Genomic DNA, 21,275 nt, shown 5'->3' on the forward strand with positions numbered 1-21,275 from the left:
GCTTTTCGCTTTTCGCTTTTCGCTTTTCGCTTTTCGTAGGAGCGAGCGTGCTCGCGAACCCGCCCAGCTGCGAGTCCTGTTCGCGAGCAAGCTCGCTCCTACAAGAGCCGCATGGCCACCGGTGCAATCCTGTAGGCAGGCTCCCAAGCCCAGGACCATCCCCTCCCATCACTCCCCGTGCCCCGCGCCGACCTCCGGGGTTACAATCTCGCCCCCTTTCGTTTTCGTTGTCCCGCCCCGCCCCATGCTCATCTGGAAAGAGCGCGCGCAGCGCCTGATCACCCTCGTCCTCGGCCTGCTGCAGCGCTACCCGCACATCGTCGCCCTGTTCGGCTTCTGCTCCGGGGTGTTCAGCTTCATCATGGTGGACCGTCACCGCGCCGGCTTCGCCCGGGTGATGGCCATCGTCATGCTGGTGAGCTGGGTCTGGCTGATGCTGGAAAACCTGCTCACCGACCGCTTCAAGCGCCGCTTCGGCTGGGAGGTGCCACCGGGGCTGCTGCGCTACGCGACCCAGCTGATCCACCAGGAGAGCCTGTTCTTCTGCCTGCCGTTCTTCTTCATCACCACCACCTGGAACAGCGGCCAGGCCCTGTTCACCGGCGCGCTGGCGCTCGCCGGGGTGATGGCGATCACCGACCCGATCTACTACAAGTGGCTGTCGGTGCGGCGCTGGACCTTCCTCGGCTACCACACCCTGACGCTGTTCGCGGTGCTGCTAACCGCGCTGCCGATCATCCTTCACCTGAGCACCCCGCAGAGCTACCAGGCGGCGCTGGGCATCGCCGTGCTGCTGTCCTTCCCGAGCCTGGCGGTGACCGTGAAGATCCACAAATGGTGGCGCTGGCTCGCCCTGGTCGGGCTGACCCTGTCGATCGGTGCGGTGGGCTGGTTCGCCCGCGCCTGGGTGCCGCCCTCGACCCTGTGGATGACCGAGATGGCGGTCACCGAAAGCTTCGACAACAGCCAGCGCACCCCCGGCGACAGCCTGGAGAAGGTGAGTCTCGCGCAGATCAGGAGCCAGGGCCTCTACGCCTACACCGCGATCAATGCGCCGCGCGGTCTCAACGAGCGCATCTACCACGCCTGGCGCAAGGACGGCCAGGAGGTCGACCGCATCGCCCTGGATATCAAGGGCGGCCGCGAGCTCGGCTACCGCGCCTGGACGCACAAGCAGAACTTCCCGTCCGATCCGGTCGGCGACTGGCAGGTTCAGGTGCTCACCGAAGCCGGCCAGGTGATCGGCACCCTGCGTTTCGAGGTCACACCCTGACCCATCGGTTCGCTTGACCCACCTCGGCGCTTTCCCCTAAAAGTTCCTCTCCCGAGAACAGAAAGCGCCGAGAGAGTCATGACCGATACCGCCCTGCACCCGTTCGACCGCGCCGTCGCCCTGCGCCCCGTGGAAGGCCAGCCCGGCCTCTACGAAGGTCACACCAGCCAGGACTACTGGAACATGGTCGGCCCCTTCGGTGGCATCACTGCGGCGATCCTCCTGCAGGGCGCACTACGCCATCCGCAACTGCTCGGCAGCCCGCTCTCGCTGACGGTCAACTACGCCAGCGCCGTGGTGGCCGGTGCCTTCCAGGTGCAGGCCACGCCGGTCCGCACCAACCGCTCCACCCAGCACTGGCTGCTGCAACTGCTGCAGGCCGACGAGAACGGCGAGCAGCAGATCACCACCACCGCCACCCTGGTCACCGCCCTGCGCCGCGAGACCTGGAGCCAGAGCGACCTGCCCATGCCGCAGGCTCCCGCAGCCGGCGAACTGGAGCGGATGACCATGCCGGGCAAAGCCGTGGCCTGGGTGCAGCAGTACGAGCTGCGCGCCGTCAGCGGCGCGCTTCCGACCCACTGGGACGGCCGTGGCGACCACAGCCGCAGCCAGCTCTGGCTGCGCGACGCCCAGGCCCGCCCGCTGGACTTCCTGTCCCTGGCGGCGATGAGCGACATCTTCTACCCGCGCATCTGGCTGCGCCGCGCCACCCCGGTGCCGGCGGGCACCGTGTCGATCACCACCTACTTCCACACCGACCTCGCGCAACTGGCGGAAGTCGGCACCGGCTACCTGCTCGGTGACGCCCGTGGCCAGGCCTTCAGCAATGGCTTCTTCGACCAGTCGGCGGAGCTGTGGAGCGAGGCGGGCGAGCTGCTGGCGACCAGCAACCAGATCGTTTACTACAAGGAATGACCCGCGTCGCTCCACGCAGGATGGCGCGGAACGGAGCGAATCTGTAGGAGCGCGCCATGCGCGCGATCGCGGGCATGGCCCGCTCCTACAAGGGAACCCCAGAACAAAAAGCCCGGCACATGGTCGGCCCTGTTTTAATCCATCTATTTTTACAGAAATCTCTAATCCCTTTTGCCACGTGGCTATAAATCAGATTCACAGAGGGTTATCGTCCAGACTCGTTTGATTTTGCTTGACTCTATCCAGCTCAAAGTGGGGGAATAAGTGGGGGTATAAATCACTCCGCTACATCCCCCACAGGAGCCAAGCAATGGGAAAGCTGAACGCAAAGCTGGTCGATAACCTCGACAAGCCCGGCACATACGAGGACGGCGATGGCCTACGCCTGGTGGTGCAAGCCTCGGGCCGCAAATCCTGGGTGCTGCGGTTTCAGCTCACAGGTCGGCGCAGGGAAATGGGGCTCGGTGGCTTTCCCCAGGTCAGCCTCAAAGATGCGCGCCTCAAGACCGCCACCTATCGCCGCCAGCTTCTTGATGGCATTGATCCTCTCGCAGCCAGAGATGCTGAGCGCGAGGCCCTGCAAACCGCCCAGAAGAGCAGCAAGGAAAAGAACGCCACTTTTGAGGAGGTTGCCAGGGAGTATTTCGAAGCTCACAGCCCAGGCTGGTCGGCCAGTTGGGCGCGAGGTTGGATTCGTAAGCTAGAAATCCATGTGTTCAGCCGCATCGGAAAAGTCCCGGTAGCGAAAGTCGGAACCGATGAAGTACTCGCCGTCCTTCGCCCTATTTGGGCCACGAAGAACCGCACTGCTGATGAGGTGCGCTCGCAAATAGAGCAGATCCTCGACGCTGCGAAAGCACGAGGCCGGCGTACGGGTGAAAACCCTGCTCGCTGGCGCGGCCATCTGGATAACCTGTTGAGCCGAGCCGACAAGAAAAAAGCCAGGAAGCAAACCAGCTTTGCCGCAATATCTTGGCAAGACGTTCCGAAGTTAATTCAGCAACTCCAAGCAATGAATACTCGTGACGCTCAAGCAATGCAGTTGTTAATCATGACTGGATCGCGCTCGCACATGGTCCGGCAAGCTCGGTGGGATGAGTTCGACTTTAAAGATCGTACCTGGTCCCTTTCCGCTGAACGAATGAAGGCCCGCGCTGCGTTTGTAATTCCGCTACCAGAACAGGTTATTGAGTTTCTGCGATCAATCCCGAAGGTTGATGAAAGTTCTTACTTATTTCCAGGTCAAGGCCGCTCCGGAGTAATGCACGCTGACGCCATGCGAAAGCTACTTCAAGAAGAGCTTCAATACGACGGCGTTACTTGTCACGGCTTCCGCTCTACCTTCCGCGACTGGGCTGGAGAGTGCACAAACTACCCACGAGAAATATGCGAACTAGCACTCGCACACGATGAGCGAGGGCAAACCGAGAGCGCCTACTCTCGATCCAATTTTCTGGAGAAACGTCGCGCTTTGATGACTGACTGGGCGGGCTATCTAGCCAGTGGTAAATAATGATATCTCGGAGGCGCTTAGCGCCTCCGCATATCAATTCATCAAGATTCAATTTCGCGTAGAATTCGAAGCCGCTCCGCAATGTAGAGCCCCTTTTCCTCCTCCATCATGAGAAGCACTTCGAGCACCTTGGAGCGCGACAGTTCATGCTTTTTGCAGAACTTATCTAGACGCCCTATTGCCTTTTTGCTCAGAGTGACATTTAGCTGATCCTTGCCTGTATCTGAACTCCTGCGAATATCCTGCCGCCATAACTTTCTGGCAGAGGCTATGCAGTGCTTTTTCTCAATATCGCTCATGTCGCACGCATCAAAAAACATCAGCATGCTTTGGTGATCTGTTGGCTCGTTACGCATGAATGTTCGAGTTAGCTGGTGCTTACGAAGCCAATCCCAGATATAGCCGCAGGCCTTTCTCTCGTCCCCTTCCTTGATCCAATCTAGCTGCTTGTCTTGTCGTAATTGCTCGTTCCACTCCCGGCGAAGCCCCTCTATAGAGAGGAATTTAGAAAATATATCCCAGCAATCAATCATCGCCAGGACGTGCTCCTTGCCAATAAAGCTCTGCGGAATCCCGAAGCTCGCATTATTCGAGTATTGAATTATTTTTCGCTCTATCCACTCGTGCTGCCTTTTGCAGTCGCCTATCCACTCTAGGTCACTATCCGGAAGCAGGAATTTTTTCTCTGCCTCAGCTATGTCGTAAGAGCTGATACCAGCTTGCTCAATGGTATCCGCCATCACATCTCGCATGGTCTTCCTGTCAATTACTGTCCAGTCATACCGGGCGACTCTAATGCTCGAAAGATAGAGCCAAAGCCAGTTATCCCAGCGGACGCTCCAAGGCCTATCTCCTATTAGTTTTGACAGCCTGTCTTCAACACAAAAAGAGGAGGAAGTATTCCGATTACTAACCATTAGGATATCCTAGAAAATGCCAGAAACCTCAGGAGGAAAGCTAGAGTCGATTGAGCGGCAAAAACGAGTAGATCACGACTGGGGTGAGAGGGCCTCTAGAAGCATTCGTGAATCCAGATTACTACGGGCACCCCAGAATCACTTGGCTTTGCTCTGCCGAAAGCATGCTTTAAGCCCTGTTCTCGGTCAAGCATCTGAAAGCTGGCGCCAGCCTCTAGCAGCCGCTCCCTGCTACCTCCCCATCGACCACAGGGCCCCATCTGCCTCTGCCTATAGAGGCAAGAGGCTGCCTATGCGGTAAAAATCTACTGCCCCTCCCAATCCTTTGGACAAACCAAAGGAATCGCTGCCATGAAACTTCTTCGCCAAAAGAAAGTACTTGAAATGACCGGTCTCAAGCGCTCGTCGCTGTATAACTACATCGCACTGGGCCTATTCCCCCGCCCTGTAGCACTCGGTCGTCGCGCAGTAGCCTGGGTGGAAAGCGAGATCATCGAATGGATCGAGTCTCGCATTAAGGAGCGTGATGAGCGGGCGGCTACTAGTCGCTACTAGCGGAGCCTGGACATACGACATAAAGGCCGCCCTAAGGCGGCCTGATATACCAGATGGAAAATGATATTTATCCGGAATAGACACTTGATACTTTTCCCAAGCATCCCCCCAGCCATTACTGGGAGTGTGCACGGCAATTCAGCCTGGACAGGCCAGCTTGAGTCTCGGTATTAGTATTATATCTTCCAGTCATCTCAAGCTAGACACTCACCTAACTCACTAATTCCTATCTAGATACTTATCTCACCTAAGCACTCATCTACATCTAGATATCCCTCTCATCCAGACACCTATCTCTATCTAGACAATTACCCCCTGTCTATACCCTTCAGATAATCCTCTATCTAACCTTACCCAGTAACACATACTCTCCAAGAGAGTACTCATTGCTCATGTGATGAGTATTGCTGATTGCATGTATTACGACTAACGAGTAGATGCATTCATCTAGAGATGACTCATCTCCAGTGGTGAGTAATTGGCTTCCCCTATCTAGTCAGCCACAGAAGCACTCTCTCACAGACTACAGTCCATTGCTGCTGGATGGTCATTGAATTCTGAGTGGCCAACATTAGTACTGAATCTGAGCATCAATCCGCACACTACGCAGTCCTTTGACTGCTCATCGTAAATAAGTACTGAGCCGCACAAGAGTATGCGAGCAGAGTCAGTGCTCGCCTTCACCATCTAAACAATCATTCCCATACACAGCATGCGCTACGCCGCACAGGTGCTGTATCGTCATCGAGCATCTAAATCATGCAATCCATTCGACTACCTAAAAGACACCCCCAGAACACTAACCTGCGCTTGCACTACGAGTCTCAATACAACGGCTTGCCTGTCATGCATCAGCATGCCCCATTGATTCGGGAATACCTGCAGGCGCTACAGCGTATTACTGAGCGATCATTGGCTGATCATCGTGAAGTATTTGCCGTACGGTTTGACCTGCGACTTCCTGATGTGGAGTTCACACCGTGGCACTGGATGACCAATGAAGTCGTCAGTCGCTTCGTTGAATACTTGGAAGACCGCATCCAGGCTGCTCGTAAGAAGGCCGCTATAGGCAATGCCAAGGCCCACAAGACAACAGTGCGCTGGATGTGGGTAAAGGAGTACGGCGATGAGAGCGGGCAGATGAAGCCGCATTACCACTGCCTATTACTGCTTAATCGAGATGCGTTTAATGCGCTGGGGAAGTTCGAGCTAGGCAGGGATAACCTTTACAGCCGCTTGGTGGGCGCTTGGGCGAGTGCTCTGGGTGTGGAGGGCTGGCAGGCCATGGGGCTGGTGCAGATCCCGGAGAATGCCTGCTACAGCATCACGGCAGAGGGCTACTCGGCGTATTTCTATCGCATGAGCTACCTCTGCAAGGCCAGGAGCAAGGTCTACGGCGATGGGCAGCATGCCTGCGGGTACAGCAGAGAGTAGTTGGCTTTCAAGGCCCGTGTTGGGCATTCGCTTCGCCCTCAACAAGAATGAGATCGAGGCTGCTCGTCATCGATGCACTGAAGGAGCTCAGCAAGACCGGCAGCCAGGTTCTGGGGAACTTGCGATAGGCAAAGGGTCTATAGATTCGACCTGCTCGCCTCGCTGGCATCGGGCGATGCGTCAGCGGCGGGGTGGGCAGGTCTCAGGACGCCTCTCACTGCTCAATCTTGTAACATCAGTACCTTTCTGCCCGACCGCGCGAAACTGCCTCGATGCCCCACTACCAGCCCGATCATGACTATTCGCTGCGCCGCATTGGCGAAGACGGTGTGCTGTACCCGATGGCAGCTTACTATCTGCGTGGTGTAGAGCTATTCCGCGCCGTGCAACTGCGGCTCAGCAATCCCCTCGAGCGTTTCGAGGGACCGCCAATAGGGATGGTGGAGCAGGGCGTTGGCTCCAGCATGCGTGTCTTCGCCGGGCAGACCGAGCTGGGCGACATCAACGTTGTGTCGGGTGTTTACACGAGCCGTATCGGACTGCGTTTCCAGTTGGAAGCAATCCAGCTCTAGTTCAGCATTCGGATCACTGGAGCATCGAGGCCCAATGTCTGCCCCTGTTGTCCTAAAGTCCGTCTGGCCCACTCCCATGACCCTGCCTTTACGATGACCATCCACCCCGATGGCAAAGAGCTAACGGCAGGTACGCCGCTGAGTCGCCGTACCTGGCACCTCAAGCCGCTGTACGACTTCATCATGGCGCGGGACGGGCACGGGCTGAGCAAGCAGCTGCGGGGCTTTCAGGAGGCTTGCCAGGACTCGGAGTCGAGTTCAGCCCCTTGGTAGGCGTCACCAGCTTGGATGGCGAAAGCACCTACCTGGACCCGGAGGGCACGGTGTGCCGACTGGTGGCACGCATACGGGAGCTGACGTGCAACCCCTGGTATCAGCGTAAGCGCCATGGCCGTGCAGTCGTCGGCTATCCGGCCAGGATGCTGGCGCGTTACGGACGGAAGGAGGATGCGGACCTACACCAGGTCCGCTGACGGTCGAGTGTGCATCGTCTTGAGGGAGGCTGCGCTATATGCCTAGTCGAGCCAATCGGGGCCGCCGACGCTGTAATTCTCCGGATGCACTCCGAACCAACGATCCTGAGCGGTACAGGCCAGGGCCTCGGCATAGTTAAGCCCGAACTCGGCGCTCGGTCCTGTCGATGCATTCATGGTCGGTGGCTTACGGTCAGGATTTCATCGGGGTCAGCGAACCCATGCCGTGAGGCGTCTTGATCGAGGTGCAGGTGCCGGCTGGGACGCTCTTCCAGTGCATACCGTCGTAGTCCTTCTTCGCACTGCCCGCACAGGTGGTGCCGGCCCCGGCCTTGCAGTCGTTCTTGCCGGCAAGGGCAACGCCGTAGCATTTCTCCATAGCCGCGCCGGAGCTGTTCATGTCGTCGGCTTGGGCTGCGCTGGCGAGAGTGGCGAGTGCGATGGCGGCGGTAGCGAGGGTAAGGCTTTTCATTGTGTGGTCTCCATTTCGATTGAGGGGCCGCCGAGTGTTTTGCGACGACTTGACGAGTAGTTCGCCGGCACAGGCGATGCGGTTACAGCGCCGCGAATTTTTTTGAGAATTCTTTGCCGCGCCCCTAACGTATTGCGCGGAGGCCTGTTCTCCTTCGGGCCGAGGGTTCGCTAGCAGGATGGGGTGAACCTGGAAAATTTTTCCCGTGGTGTAACCAGGACGGCCAATGCAACGAACCACCAGTCAGGAAGTGTTGATCGCGCGTGAAGCGCAATTGCAGGCTTTGCTGCTTCGCGGCATGCAGGGCGATTCGGCGACCTACCGCGAGTTTCTTGCTTTGCTCAGTACACACTTGCGCGCCTTCCTGTGGCGGCGCCTGAGCCAGCGTCCTGGCGAAGTCGAGGACCTGCTGCAGGAGGTCCTGCTTGCCGTGCACAACGCCCGTCATACCTACCGTGCCGAACAGCCGCTGACCGCTTGGGTGCAGGCTATCGCGCGCTACAAGCTGGCCGATCATTTCCGTTCCTTCGCCCGTCGCGAGGCGCTACACGATCCGCTGGGAGATGACGATGACGAGCTGTTCGCAGTCGAGGACGACGAACCGACGCAAGCCAGCCGAGATATCGGCAAGCTGCTGCAGCAGTTGCCCGACAAGCAACGTTTGCCGATCGTCCACGTCAAGCTGGAGGGCCTGTCGGTAGAGGAAGCCGCCAGCCGGACCGGGCTTTCCACTTCTGCCGTGAAGGTCGGTATCCACCGCGGATTGAAAGCTCTAGCGCGAATGATTCAAGGACAGTGAAACGATGAAGACCAATGAACTGATCAACCTGTTGGTGGCTGGCGAAAGCCCAGTGGACCGGCATGCGATGGGTAAGCGCTTTGCTGTGGCGTGGGTTGGCGGTGTTCTAGGCGCGCTATTGCTAATGGCCATGGTCTTCGGCGTGCGTCCGGACCTCGCCGAAGTCTCGCGCACCCCGCTGTTCTGGGCCAAAGTCGCTTTGCCAGGAAGCTTGATGACACTCTCTCTGTGGCTGAGCAGTCGCCTGGCGCGACCAGGCGTACGCGGCGGAGTGGCTTGGCTGTTATTGGGGCTGCCGGTGCTGCTAGTCTGGCTCGGCGGCGTGCTAGAGCTGGTCGCGGCACCCAATGGGGATCGTGCAGGGCTGATCCTGGGTCAGACCTGGCGCACCTGCCCGCTGAACATCGCGCTGCTTTCCGTGCCAACCTTCATTTCAGTGTTTTGGGCCCTGCGCGGCCTCGCGCCAACCCGCTTGCGTCTGGCCGGTGGTGCTGGCGGCCTGCTCGCCGGGGCAACAGCAACGTTGGCTTACTCCCTGCACTGCCCGGAAATGGGGATGTCGTTCTGGGGCGTCTGGTATGTGCTTGGTATTTTGATCCCGACACTGCTGGGCGCTGCAATGGGGCCGCGCTTGCTGCGCTGGTAACCGGGCTGACCGTGAATGCAAGATGTTTGCCATTGGGGAGGCCGTCCTTTGCCGGGGCGATAATGGCGAATGTCAGATGATGGGTGGCCGACCTGCTCGGCCTGCGCTACGCGGGTGCGACACTAGAAGACCGATCAGCAGATGGTCGAATGCCAGAATCACAGGCTCAGGGCTAAGCGCGAGTTTGAAGAGAAATGGGCTGCTGGGGAGATCGCTTCAGGAAACTGACAGAGGGATTGAGATTGAATCCGAATCTGCTTTTGGTAAGTTTTCCCGCCATGTGGCTCGGAGAGCGCGGCTGCATGGCAAAAGACCGTATCGATGGAGTGTGGCTTTTTGTATTCGCCTGTAAGTCTGCGCAATGCCCACCAAGAGTTGGCCTACCCGCCCCACCGCTGACGCATCGCCCGGTGCCAGCGAGGCGGATAAGCTGGCTCAGTATATCCCATCCCCCTGACAGGTTCCGTGCCTGCAGGCGCGCTAGCTAGTGGCCGTAGAGCGTTGCTGCGCAAGTCAGATGATGCAATACAGGCAGGTTCGTGGGGATTGAATGTGCTCGAAGGGAGAACTATGCGGGACAGCTTGCGGCGAAAAGTGATTGAGGTCTGCAGTAGAAAAATCGAGCAGAAGGGGCCCGATGTGGGGCTTTCGTTCTATGCCTTTTTTGCAAATAAAAACGAGGATCCCGAGCTTTTGATGGAGGCCGCCCATTGGTGGATCGCTGAGCATCAGCTTGACCATTTTGAGAAGGCTTCAAAGATCAAGTTGATGGTGGAACGGGGAGATTAGGCAGCATCCATCCCAGCGGCCGATATCCACGATTTCAGGGTGTGCCGGTCTAGCGGTAGCGTGCTGAATATTTGACTGTTTCGGCTGCTTTCAGCAGTTCGGCTGAAAGCCCTGTGCGCAAGGCCTGTTGCCGTGCGAGGTGTACCTGCCAGGTCTGCCGAGCGGTCTGAACGACAATCAATAGTCCAACGAGTACGGCCAGTGTGCTCAGGGGCCAGAGTAAGGTCGTGGAGATCGGTGCCCCAGGAAGCGCTTGCATGGCGAGCAAACCACCCAGCAGCACCATGAGAACGCTCAGTCCCGCGTGGAAAATACGCTGCAAAGCATCGCGGCAGGCCAGGTAATTAGCCACGGCCCAAAGCTGTTCCTCAGTGGGCTCGACGGAGTGCGGGTTGGCCATCGGTTCGCCTTGCATGGAGCCTCGTCAGGAGGGATCGGCCGGTGCGCTACGTCGTTGTTCGCTCCGGTAGATCAGCACCACCAGTCTGGCAGCTATGAATGGGGATAGGCCTACTTGATCTGCCATGTGGCAAAGTTCGGTCCAAGCCTTTTGCTGCCGATGCAGTTGTACTTCCGCAATCGCTGCCGCCAAGGGAATGCTGCGTTCGATGACATCAGCTAGGGCCGGTAAGAGAGCCAAGAAGGCATCGGTTGTTTCCTCAAGCGAATCTGTCTCGCGATCATCCACGATTGAGCCCCCGCCAACAGATTGAGCAATGCAGTTGCCGGGTATGAAGCGGCTGCAGGTGCGTAGTACGGCGGTGAACCAGTACTGAGCCTCCACAAGTCGCAGGATGCCCATCCGTTGCAACTCAGCGGTGTTATGCCGATGGCCTGATCATGAATGTGGCCGCGCGAAGGCGGGCCCCCATTGATCGGGGGGGAGATGACTGGCGAAGACCTGATTGTCCGGGAGGGGGCCCATCCGTTTCTGCTCCGAAACGGCCTTGGGCGTGCGAGCCCGTTCATTACTGCTAGCGCGGAACTGTGCGTGCGCCTTCTGATTTGCTGCTTTGCAGCCTGCTCGGCTCGGCCTTCTATCAATCCGCCCGGAAACTGCTTACGGGCAGATCAGAAAACCTTTGCGTGCATTGCGGAAGCGCCCGATACCGCAAGTATCTAGCACTTCTGTAGCGTGAGTTTGCAGTCCATTTCGCGCTGTGGGCTGTAGCTTGAGTGAACTCCACCCTCTTGCCTGTCCCCGTATCACCCTGCTCGGGCAAGAGGGTCTTTTTACTCACTCGCTTTGATTGAGATTTGTCTCAAATTGCAGTCGCAACGCCAGCAACAGACTGCACTAAGTCGGGAGTGACTCTGGGTGCTCACTGACTTCGCAGCGAATAGCGCCATGGATGCTCGTGTATTGAGGAGTCAGGGAGACCCACTCGCATGCTGAATCAGCTCCGCAAGTTTCTCGACCATGGTAGGTATCGCCTGCATGGAGAAGAGTGACGTCGCCACCTGAAGGTTGTAGCTAGGGGGTGCGGCTGGTCGGAATCATTACTGCAAGAATCTGATTGTCTTGTAGGGAATTTCCCAAATTGCCTTGTATTTGAATTTCTCTATTGAGGAACTCAAGCGAGTTCGCAATCATTAAATCTGAAAGTGACGCGACCTATTGGGGTGGCTGGCTCCTATCATTTTCAGACAAAACCTATAGAGCGCTCCGTCGGTAATGGGATATTTGTCGGATGAAAGAGGTTGCAATTTGAGATATCTCGCGCGCATCGGCTGTGGTTGAGTATCGATGGCGGTGCGTGCTTGCATTAACAAAGGAATTGTAAGGCAGGATCACGATGGCATCTGATAGTTTCCAGAATGAAGTGCCCAAGGCTCGGGTCAATATTAAACTTGACCTGCATACCGGCGGGGCGCAGAAGAAAGTCGAATTGCCGCTCAAGCTCATGGTCATGGGTGACTACAGCAACGGCAGCGAACAGCGCCCGCTGTCTGAGCGCAGCAAAGTCGATATCAACAAGAACAACTTCAACAGCGTCCTGGCCGAATTTCACCCGAGTGTGAAGCTGGCTGTAGCCAACACCCTGGCTGATGATGGCTCCGACGCCTCCGTCGAGCTGACCTTCCGCGACATGAAAGACTTCGAGCCCGAACAAGTGGCTCGGCAGATTCCTGAGCTGCGCGCCATGCTGGCCATGCGCAATCTGTTGCGCGACCTCAAGTCCAACCTGCTCGATAACGCCACCTTCCGCCGAGAGCTGGAGCGCATCCTCAAGGATGACGCCCTGAGCGACAAGCTGCGCGCCGAATTGGCCCAGTTGGCACCTCAAGACCGCTAATCAATTATCAAGGAGTGATTTATGTCTGCGTCTGCGGAAGGAATTGTTGCGCACGCTGGAAGTGCTAGCGTTGTGGCTCACGAAGGCCAAGGTATTTATGCCAGCCTGTTCGACAAGATCAATCTCAGCCCGGTATCGCAACTGTCGGATATCGAGGTGTACCAGAATAGCGACGCGCTCTCCGAAGCCTCCGCTGATGAGCGTGTGACGGCGGCGGTCAGTGTTTTTCTGGGCTTGTTGAAGCAGTCTTCGCAGAAAGTTGAGCGCCTCGATAAGACTTTGCTAGATGAGCACATTGCTTCCTTGGACGCGCAAATCAGCCGCCAGTTGGATGCGGTCATGCACCACGAAGATTTCCAGCGCGTCGAATCGACTTGGCGCGGGGTCAAGTCACTCATTGATCAGACTGATTTTCGTCGCAACGTGCGTATCGAGCTGCTGGACATCAGCAAGGATCACTTGGTGCAGGATTTCGAGGATGCACCAGAGATATCGCAGAGCGGCTTGTACATCCACACCTACACCCAGGAATACGACACCCCCGGTGGCGAGCCGATCGCAGCGGCTATTTCCAACTACGAGTTCGGTCGTGGACCGCAGGATATTGCCCTGCTGCGCAACATCTCCAAGGTCGCGGCAGCAGCGCACATGCCCTTCATTGGCTCCGTCGGCCCGGCCTTCTTCGGCAAGGAGTCGATGGAGGAAGTGGCGGCCATCAAGGACATCGGCAACTACTTCGATCGTGCCGAATACCTGAAGTGGAAGTCTTTCCGTGACAGCGATGACTCCCGCTACATCGGCCTGACCATGCCCCGTGTATTGGGTCGCCTGCCCTACGGTCCGGACACCATTCCGGTGCGCAGCTTCAATTATGTCGAGAGCGTGAAGGGCCCGGACCACGACAAGTACCTGTGGACCAACGCGACCTTCGCCTTCGCCGCCAACATGGTGAAGAGCTTCATCAACAATGGCTGGTGCGTGCAGATCCGCGGCCCGCAAGCTGGTGGTGCGGTGACCGACCTGCCGATCCATCTCTACGATCTGGGCACCGGCAACCAGGTGAAGATCCCCTCCGAGGTGATGATTCCGGAAACCCGCGAGTTCGAGTTCGCCAACCTGGGCTTCATCCCGCTGTCGTATTACAAAAACCGGGACTACGCCTGCTTTTTCAGTGCCAATAGCGCCCAGAAGCCCGCGCTCTACGAAACCGCCGATGCGACAGCCAACAGCCGCATCAACGCGCGCCTGCCGTACATCTTCCTGCTCTCGCGTATCGCCCATTACCTGAAGCTGATCCAACGCGAAAACATTGGTACCACCAAGGATCGCCGCGTCCTGGAGCTGGAGCTGAATAATTGGATTCGTGGGCTGGTGACCGAGATGACCGACCCCAGTGATGACCTGCAGGCCTCGCACCCGCTGCGTGATGCCAAGGTCACGGTGGAAGACATCGAAGACAACCCAGGCTTCTTCCGCGTGAAGCTCTATGCCGTTCCCCACTTCCAGGTGGAAGGCATGGACGTGAACCTGTCTCTGGTCTCGCAGATGCCCAAGGCCAAAGCCTAAGCATTCACACGGAAGTCAGTCATGAAGATCGACCGCCCCTTATGGGGGGCGGGGGCTTTGTTGTCCCCGCAGCAATTCCAGCAGCAGGCCCGGTGGGAAGCTTGGACCAACGAATGTCTAGCACGTATCGCGCGCGCCCACCCCTGGGGCGTGCAGGTCGCAGCGTTTGATCAGGATGCGCTCAGGCTCGGCAAACTCAAGGCCACGCACCTGCGTGTGCGGATGCCGGATGGCACGCTGATCGACAGTGATGCGTCCGACCGACTACCGCCAGCGCTGGAGCTTGGTCGCTTGGCTGAGGAGGGAGTTTCTGCCGTCACCCTACTGGTGGCGTTGCCGCTCGAACATGCCAATGGCGACAACTGTCTGCTTGATGAAGGCAAAGCCTCCAAACCTACGCGTTATCGCCGTGACTGGCGCGAAGTGCAGGACCTCTACGGCGATGAAACCCAATCCATTGCGGTGCTGGAGCATGTCCTGTCATTGCGCCTCGACAGCGACGAAAACGCAGAGTATCTGACTTGTCCGGTGGCGCGTGTAGTCCGCGACGTGCAGGGCATCTGGACGCTGGATTCGCGGTTCGTTCCGCCGCTGCTGAGCTTCGATGCTCAGCCTCAGTTGCTCAGTCAGCTGGACAACCTGATGACCCAACTGGCTGCCAAGCGCAGTCGCTTGATGGGCATGCGCCGCGAAAGCAACCAACGCATGGCCGACTTCGCCGTGGCGGATGTCTCGCTGTTCTGGCTGCTCAACGCCCTGAACAGCTACCAACCCGTATTGGCAGATCTGCTGGCCCACCCCGCAAGACATCCCGAGGTGGTGTACCTGGAACTGGTCAAGCTGGCGGGTAGCCTACTGACCTTCTCCCTGGAACACGATATCGGTGCCATACCGGGATACCGGCATGAGCAGTTGGAAGCCGTCTTTCCGCCGCTGTTCACGCTGATCTCCATCCTGCTCGAGGCCAGCCTGCCGTCCCGCGTCATTGCGCTGGATCTCGAACATCCCAACGCCCACCGTTGGCAGGTGGCCTTGCACGATGGCCGACTGCGCGATGCCGAAGGCGTTGATTTCTACCTGTCGGTGCGCTCCAGCCTTCCCGCCGCCCAAGTGCAAAGTCAGTTCCCGCGCCTGTGCAAGGTCGGTTCTCCGGACGATGTTGATCATCTGGTCAACGTCGCCCTCGACGGCGTCCCCCTGGTGCCGCTCGGCCATGTACCGGCTGCGGTTCCTGTCCGCCTGGGCAACCTGTACTTCGCCTTCGACCTGAGCCATCCCAAGGCGCGCGACATGCTGGCTTCCGGCACCTGTGCCCTCTACGCTCCCGGCACGCTCGGGGACGTTCAGTTGGATCTGTTCGCGGTGCTGCGCTCATGAGCAAGGTCTTTGGAAAGTCGCCGGTCGTGGATATCGATGCCCTGCTGCAGAACAGCTACCTGCTGGTCGTGGAGCTGCAACAAAAAGCCGTACCGAAAGATGGTGAAGAGCTGTGGAAGCATTGTGTGGTGCAGGTCGAGCAGTGCCGTAACAGCCTCATCGATGCCGGCGTCAGCCAACGTGCGGTCAACCAGATCTGCTACACGCAATGCGCCCTGCTCGATGAGACCGTGCTGCGTAATGCCTCGGAGCAGGCGCATGCGGTGTGGGCCGCAAAACCGCTGCAGGCGCACTTCTTCAGCCGCCACCAGGCCGGTGAGCAACTGTACGAGGACATGCGTGAGGCGCTGGCGGAGCCTGCTCCTGACCTGCGGGTGCTGACCTGTTACCACCGTGTGTTGATGCTGGGCTTTCTTGGACGCTACCGCTCTGCGAGCGCACCGGAGCGCGAGCAACTGCTCGCTGCCCTCAACGAGCATGTCGAACCTTTCGCTGCTGCGGGAGCGATGCCGGTGCTGGTAAGCGCCCCTGGCGGCAGCTGGCGTCGCTGGCTCAGCCGGCCCTGGCTACATCTGGCAACCGCTGCGGTACTGTTGGTCGGTCTTTGGTGGGTATTGCACCGAGTCCTTGGCGATACCGTCACGTCCCTGTTGTCGGGTCAGGTCTAGCGATGGCCACGTCGCTCAAAGGGACACGTGGCCTTTGGCTTTGGACAGGCCTGTTGGGTCTCGTGCTGGTACTGGCCATTCTGCCGCTGTCCCTGCGCGCACAAGTGCTGTGGGCACTCGCGGTGCTCAGCTTGGTTGCCCTCGGCTGGCTCCTCAACAGCAGAGCCGCTGCTCGCCAACGCCAATCGCTGGTGTTGGCCAGCGACTGTGCCCTGCCGGCGGACGGCTACCGCCAACCGGTGGTGGCAGTCTGTGGTGATGGAATGCACTCGCTGTTTGGCGCCGCGCCCGAGGATCAACTGGTACTGCGGGTCACTGAGCAGGGTTGCTACCTGCGTGTGCCGAGCCTGGACCGGCTGCCCACGATCATCGATGACGTGTTGGCCAATCGACCGCACTGGGCTGGCCAACTGGGCGTGTTCTACATCGTCAATCCTGCCGAGCAGACCGACAGTGCCCAACTGGCCGGCACCCTCCAGACGTTCCGGCATCAAGTCGCCCACATCCGCAGAAGTGGTGTGGCCTTGCCCATCCTGCTGGGCAGCTACCTGCCATCCACGCAGGAACACGGTAGTTGGTTCACCTGGGAGGCAGAACAACCGGGGATGACGGTGCGCGATGGCATCAGCCACCTGGCAGTAGGGCAATGGCAACAGCGTGCAGCGGATCTCGCCAGCCGCTCTGCGCGCCTGCGAGCTTGTGTGCAAATCGAGAGCCTGGGCCGCTGGCTGACCACCTCGGTACTGCCGCACCTGGTATCACGAGACTCTCGGGATGCCCCCTGTCCAGCGACGGCCTGCGCCATGGCTCTGGCCTCCGGTTCCACGGCAAGCACATCTGGCAATTTGTGGTCGCAATGGCTGCATGATCGAACAGCCCTTGAGCCAGCATCAGCATTGGGACAGGCATCGTTGCCGTTCCCCGATCCGCTGTTGAGCTTGCTGCCGCGCCAGACGGGTCTCACACCTGCTCGCCGAGCGGCGGTGCTCGGCCTTTGGCTGTTCGTCCTCGCCGCCGGCATCGCGCTGTGCAGTTCGGCCTGGCAGAACCGCACACTGTTGCGCCAGGTGAACGACGACCTGCGGCGCTATCAGGCAATTCCTGAGCCGACCACGCTTGAACAGCCTGAATATCAGTTGCGTGAGCAAGCGGTCACCCTCCTGCGCGGTGATGCCGCGACGCTGGACCGCTACTACCGAGAAGGCGAACCACTGTCATTGGGGCTGGGCCTGTACAGCGCAGAGCAAATCCGTCCGCCGATCCTGGCTGCGCTAGCTGCCCACCGAGTTCCGACGCCGAAACCAGTGCTGGCGAAAATCCCCGATCCGGTTCGCCTGGACAGCTTGTCGCTGTTCGCCAGCGGTAGCGCCGAACTCAAGCCCGGCTCGACCAAGGTACTGATCAATGCATTGGTGGACATCAAGGCCCAGCCGGGCTGGCTGATCGTCATCGCGGGGCATACCGACGCCACCGGTGATCCGCAGCGCAACCTGCTGTTATCGCGTGCTCGCGCCGGCGCCGTGCGCGACTGGATGCAACGCATGGGCGACATCCCTGACAGCTGTTTTGCCGTCCAGGGCTTTGGCGCCGACCAACCGCTCAGCAGTAACGACACACCGGAGGGGCGAGCAGCCAACCGCCGGGTCGACATCCGCCTGGTACCGGAGTCGGGGGCCTGTGCGCTTCCCTCTCAGGTATCCGGCGGCCAACCCCAGCCGCGGCAACGGCCAGCGGCGAGTTTTTATCTGTAGAAGGAACTTCACATGGCAATTCCCGTTTACCTGTGGCTCAAAGATGACGGCGGTGCGGACATCAAAGGTTCGGTCGACGTCCAGAAGCGCGAAGGCAGCGTTGAAGTGGTGGCGCAGGATCACAGCCTGTACATCCCCACCGATAACAACACGGGCAAGCTGACCGGTACCCGCATCCACACGCCGTTCGTCTTCACCAAGGAAATCGATGCCTCCAGCCCCTACCTGTACAAGGCCGTGAGCTCGGGCCAGACCCTGAAAAGCGCCGAGTTCAAGTGGTACCGCATCGATGACGCCGGCCAGGAAGTCGAGTACTTCAACACCCTCCTGGAGAACGTCAAGGTCGTGAAAGTCGCGCCGAAAATGCACGACGTGAAAGACCCGAGCAAAGAGAAGCACAACCACCTGGAACTGGTTGAGCTGCGCTACGAGAAGATCACCTGGACCTACAAGGACGGCAACATCATCCACTCCGACGCCTGGAACGAGCGTCAGAGCGCGTAATCGCGTCCCATCGACCGGCGGGACGCCTGCCGGTCGATGTTCGCGCTGACCTATTTCCCGCCTTGCTGCCGAGCATGCATCGGAGCAAGACGAATGCCTCAGCAAGGATCGCCCCATGGCCCAGCCCACCCACCTGCTTCGCCGCCTCAATCCCTATTGCGCCCAGGCCCTGAGTGCCGCCGCGTCGTTGTGCCAGACCCGTGCCCACGCCAGCATCAGCGTGGAACACTGGCTGCTCAAGTTGCTGGAGCAGGGGGAAGGCGACCTGACCCTAATCGCCCGTCGCTACGAATGGGATCTGGATGCGCTCTGGCAGGGCTTACTGGACCACCTCGATACGTTGCCGCGCAGTGTGCGCGACAAACCTCGGTTGTCGCCCAAGCTCGAACAACTGATCAAGGACGCCTGGTTGATGGCCTCGTTGCAGGGCGATATCGAAACCTTGCGCTCGGCGCATCTGCTCAGCGCCCTGCGAGAAACGCCGCAACTGCTGGAGTGCGACGCCGCCTGGCCGTTACTCAGCGTCGGCGACACCCAAATCGAGCGCCTGCTCCCGGTGCTGGATGAACAGTCCCAGGAGCGCCACACAGTTCAGCAAGAAGCGGCCCTGGCTGAGGTACCACGCCCTTCGGCGACCAAGCCTGCCGCGAAAGCTGAAGCTAACACCGCGATCCTCGACAAATTCACCCAGGACGTCACCGCCAAAGCATGGGCGGGGGGTATCGACCCGGTCTTTGGCCGCGACAACGAAATCCGCCAAGTCATCGACATCCTCGGTCGCCGGCGCAAGAACAATCCCATCCTCGTCGGCGAGCCGGGCGTTGGAAAAACGGCGCTGGTTGAAGGCCTGGCCCTGCAGATTGTCGGCGGCAACGTGCCGGACAGCCTCAAGCAAGTCAGTGTGCGCACCCTGGATCTCGGCCTGCTGCAAGCCGGTGCCGGCGTCAAAGGCGAGTTCGAACAGCGCCTGAAGAATGTCATCGATGCCGTCCAGCAATCGCCCACGCCGATCCTGCTGTTCATTGACGAAGCCCACACCCTGATCGGCGCCGGTAACCAGGCCGGCGGCGCCGACGCGGCCAACCTGCTCAAGCCCGCCCTGGCTCGTGGCGAGTTGCGCACCATTGCCGCCACCACCTGGTCCGAATACAAACAGTACTTCGAGCGTGACGCCGCCCTGGAACGTCGCTTCCAAATGGTCAAAGTGGACGAGCCAGACGACGCCAGTGCCTGCCTCATGTTGCGCGGCCTGAAGGCTCGCTATGCCAGCCACCATGGCGTGCATATCCAGGACGCCGCCGTGCAGGCCGCCGTCACCCTGTCACGCCGCTACCTCACCGGGCGCCAACTGCCGGACAAGGCCGTTGACCTGCTCGACACCGCCAGCGCCCGCGTGCGCATGAGCCTGGATTGCGAGCCGCAGCCGCTGGTGCAACTCAAGGCGGAACAGCAAGCGCTGCTGCTCGAGCGCCAGGCCCTTGAAGAGGACGCCAGGCTCAGTGGCGCCATGGCGATTGATCGCTTGTCGGCTATCAGCCTGCGCGAGCACCAAGTGCAGGAAAGCCTCAAGCATCTGCAGCAGCAGTACCAGAAAGAACTGGCTCTAACCCGTGATCTGCTAGAGGCCCGGAATAGCACGCCGGAGACGTGTGCCGCCTTACAGGAACGACTTTCCACGCTGCAGGGCGACCATCCACTGCTGTCGCTGGACGTTGACGCCCGTTGTGTGGCCGAAGTGATCGCTGACTGGACCGGCGTCCCCCTAGGCAGCCTGCTCAAGGACGAACAGACCAACCTCCTCGAGCTGGAACAGCAGCTCGGCCAGCGAGTCATCGGCCAGGACAGTGCCCTCGCCGACATGGCGCAACGACTGCGTGCGGCCAAGACCGGCCTTACCTCAGAGAATGCCCCGCTGGGCGTCTTCCTGCTGGTGGGCACCAGCGGCGTCGGCAAGACCGAAACCGCCTTGGCCCTGGCCGATTGCCTGTTCGGCGGTGAAAAGTCTCTGGTCACCATCAATCTCTCCGAGTACCAGGAAGCGCACACCGTCAGCCAGCTCAAGGGCTCGCCGCCGGGTTACGTCGGCTATGGCCAAGGCGGCGTGCTGACCGAGGCCGTCCGCCAACGCCCCTACAGCGTCGTCCTGCTCGACGAGGTGGAAAAGGCCCACCGTGACGTGCTCGACCTGTTCTACCAAGTCTTCGATCGCGGCTTCATGCGCGACGGTGAAGGGCGCGAGATCGACTTCCGCAACACCGTCATCCTGATGACCTCCAACCTGGGTAGCGACCGCCTGCAAGCACTGCTGGATGAGCGCCCCGAGGCCACCGACAGCGACCTGCAAGAACTGCTGCGCCCGGTGCTGCGCGACCACTTCCAGCCCGCGCTGCTCGCACGCTTCCAGACTCTGATCTACCGGTCGCTGGATGCTGCCGCACTGAGCCGCATCGTCGCCATCAAGCTCGGCCAGGTCGCCAAGCGCCTGCAGCGCCACTACGGCATTACTTGTCGTATCGACAATGGCCTCAACCAGGTACTGGTCGATGCCTGCCTGCTGCCCGACAGCGGTGCCCGCAACATCGACAGCCTGCTCAACCAGCAAATCCTGCCGGTGCTCAGCCAGCAACTGCTGCAGCGCCAGGCCAACCAGCGCAAAGCCAAAGCCGTCACCCTCGGCTACAGCGCTGACGACGGCATCGCCCTGGAATTCAGCGAAGAGCCTTCGGCTCTTGAAAGCGCGGAGGTCTGACC

The 21,275-nt window shown here is 59.5% G+C and carries 20 protein-coding genes; 16 read left to right on the forward strand and 4 right to left on the reverse strand.

What is annotated here, in order from left to right; all coding sequences use genetic code 11:
* The first annotated feature begins 244 nt into the window (after positions 1–244).
* The 3 genes from GA645_RS27820 to GA645_RS27830 all read left to right on the forward strand — a co-directional run bounded on the left by GA645_RS27820 (position 245) and on the right by GA645_RS27830 (position 3,704).
* Complete coding sequence (locus GA645_RS27820; protein WP_152227490.1) at positions 245–1,273, forward strand: DUF5924 family protein; 1,029 nt, start codon at positions 245–247, stop codon at positions 1,271–1,273.
* Between the two features lie 78 nt (positions 1,274–1,351).
* Complete coding sequence (locus GA645_RS27825) at positions 1,352–2,191, forward strand: acyl-CoA thioesterase II (protein ID WP_152227492.1); 840 nt, start codon at positions 1,352–1,354, stop codon at positions 2,189–2,191.
* A gap of 310 nt (positions 2,192–2,501) precedes the next feature.
* Positions 2,502–3,704 carry a site-specific integrase gene (locus GA645_RS27830; RefSeq protein ID WP_152227494.1) on the forward strand — a complete coding sequence of 401 codons (1,203 nt, stop codon included), beginning with the start codon at positions 2,502–2,504 and terminating at the stop codon, positions 3,702–3,704.
* Between the two features lie 41 nt (positions 3,705–3,745).
* Here the strand turns inward: GA645_RS27830 and GA645_RS27835 are convergent, their stop codons facing one another.
* Entirely contained in the window at positions 3,746–4,456 is a 711-nt protein-coding gene (locus GA645_RS27835) for a hypothetical protein (RefSeq protein ID WP_152227496.1), read from the reverse strand.
* Positions 4,457–4,972: 516 nt separating this feature from the next.
* Here GA645_RS27835 and GA645_RS27840 point away from each other — a divergent pair.
* From GA645_RS27840 to GA645_RS27850, 3 genes are all read left to right on the forward strand, one after another.
* Entirely contained in the window at positions 4,973–5,176 is a 204-nt protein-coding gene (locus GA645_RS27840) for an AlpA family transcriptional regulator (protein WP_152227498.1), read from the forward strand.
* Positions 5,177–5,935: 759 nt separating this feature from the next.
* Positions 5,936–6,610 carry an inovirus Gp2 family protein gene (locus GA645_RS27845; protein ID WP_152227500.1) on the forward strand — a complete coding sequence of 225 codons (675 nt, stop codon included), beginning with the start codon at positions 5,936–5,938 and terminating at the stop codon, positions 6,608–6,610.
* A gap of 272 nt (positions 6,611–6,882) precedes the next feature.
* Complete coding sequence (locus tag GA645_RS27850) at positions 6,883–7,182, forward strand: hypothetical protein (protein WP_152227502.1); 300 nt, start codon at positions 6,883–6,885, stop codon at positions 7,180–7,182.
* 666 nt (positions 7,183–7,848) lie between these two features.
* On the opposite strand, the gene GA645_RS27855 is transcribed toward GA645_RS27850, so the two are convergent.
* Positions 7,849–8,127, reverse strand: coding sequence for a DUF2282 domain-containing protein (locus GA645_RS27855; protein ID WP_152227504.1), 279 nt, complete (start codon positions 8,125–8,127; stop codon positions 7,849–7,851).
* A gap of 226 nt (positions 8,128–8,353) precedes the next feature.
* On the opposite strand from GA645_RS27855, the gene GA645_RS27860 reads away from it, so the two are divergent.
* The 3 genes from GA645_RS27860 (at position 8,354) to GA645_RS27870 (ending at position 10,361) form a co-directional block, all read left to right on the forward strand.
* Positions 8,354–8,926 carry a sigma-70 family RNA polymerase sigma factor gene (locus tag GA645_RS27860; protein WP_152227506.1) on the forward strand — a complete coding sequence of 191 codons (573 nt, stop codon included), beginning with the start codon at positions 8,354–8,356 and terminating at the stop codon, positions 8,924–8,926.
* A 4-nt stretch (positions 8,927–8,930) separates the two neighbouring features.
* Positions 8,931–9,572 carry a DUF1109 domain-containing protein gene (locus tag GA645_RS27865; RefSeq protein ID WP_152227508.1) on the forward strand — a complete coding sequence of 214 codons (642 nt, stop codon included), beginning with the start codon at positions 8,931–8,933 and terminating at the stop codon, positions 9,570–9,572.
* A gap of 570 nt (positions 9,573–10,142) precedes the next feature.
* Positions 10,143–10,361, forward strand: coding sequence for a DUF6500 family protein (locus GA645_RS27870; RefSeq protein WP_152227510.1), 219 nt, complete (start codon positions 10,143–10,145; stop codon positions 10,359–10,361).
* Between the two features lie 49 nt (positions 10,362–10,410).
* On the opposite strand, the gene GA645_RS27875 is transcribed toward GA645_RS27870, so the two are convergent.
* Positions 10,411–10,776: a hypothetical protein gene (locus GA645_RS27875; protein ID WP_152227512.1), complete on the reverse strand. Its 366-nt coding sequence runs from the start codon at positions 10,774–10,776 to the stop codon at positions 10,411–10,413.
* Positions 10,777–10,785: 9 nt separating this feature from the next.
* On the reverse strand, positions 10,786–11,163 hold the full coding sequence (locus GA645_RS27880) for a hypothetical protein (RefSeq protein ID WP_152227514.1): 378 nt from the start codon (positions 11,161–11,163) through the stop codon (positions 10,786–10,788).
* Positions 11,164–12,157: 994 nt separating this feature from the next.
* On the opposite strand from GA645_RS27880, the gene tssB reads away from it, so the two are divergent.
* The 7 genes from tssB to tssH all read left to right on the forward strand — a co-directional run bounded on the left by tssB (position 12,158) and on the right by tssH (position 21,273).
* A complete protein-coding gene (tssB, locus tag GA645_RS27885) occupies positions 12,158–12,658 on the forward strand; it encodes a type VI secretion system contractile sheath small subunit (protein ID WP_152227521.1) in 501 nt (166 codons plus the stop codon).
* Positions 12,659–12,679: 21 nt separating this feature from the next.
* Entirely contained in the window at positions 12,680–14,224 is a 1,545-nt protein-coding gene (gene tssC, locus GA645_RS27890; protein ID WP_152227523.1) for a type VI secretion system contractile sheath large subunit, read from the forward strand.
* Between the two features lie 21 nt (positions 14,225–14,245).
* Positions 14,246–15,601 (forward strand): type VI secretion system baseplate subunit TssK, encoded by a 1,356-nt coding sequence (tssK, locus tag GA645_RS27895; protein WP_152227526.1) that lies wholly within the window; start codon positions 14,246–14,248, stop codon positions 15,599–15,601.
* A complete protein-coding gene (tssL, locus tag GA645_RS27900) occupies positions 15,598–16,269 on the forward strand; it encodes a type VI secretion system protein TssL, short form (protein ID WP_152227528.1) in 672 nt (223 codons plus the stop codon). The genes tssK and tssL overlap by 4 nt, the downstream gene beginning before the upstream one ends.
* Before the next feature lie 2 nt (positions 16,270–16,271).
* Entirely contained in the window at positions 16,272–18,020 is a 1,749-nt protein-coding gene (locus tag GA645_RS27905; protein WP_152227530.1) for an OmpA family protein, read from the forward strand.
* Between the two features lie 12 nt (positions 18,021–18,032).
* Positions 18,033–18,524, forward strand: coding sequence for an Hcp family type VI secretion system effector (locus tag GA645_RS27910; RefSeq protein ID WP_152227532.1), 492 nt, complete (start codon positions 18,033–18,035; stop codon positions 18,522–18,524).
* Between the two features lie 115 nt (positions 18,525–18,639).
* Positions 18,640–21,273 carry a type VI secretion system ATPase TssH gene (gene tssH / locus GA645_RS27915; protein ID WP_152227534.1) on the forward strand — a complete coding sequence of 878 codons (2,634 nt, stop codon included), beginning with the start codon at positions 18,640–18,642 and terminating at the stop codon, positions 21,271–21,273.
* Positions 21,274–21,275 lie beyond the last annotated feature (2 nt).

It is taken from the genome of Pseudomonas sp. SCB32 (assembly GCF_009189165.1).
In the GTDB taxonomy this organism is placed as follows: Bacteria; Pseudomonadota; Gammaproteobacteria; order Pseudomonadales; family Pseudomonadaceae; genus Pseudomonas.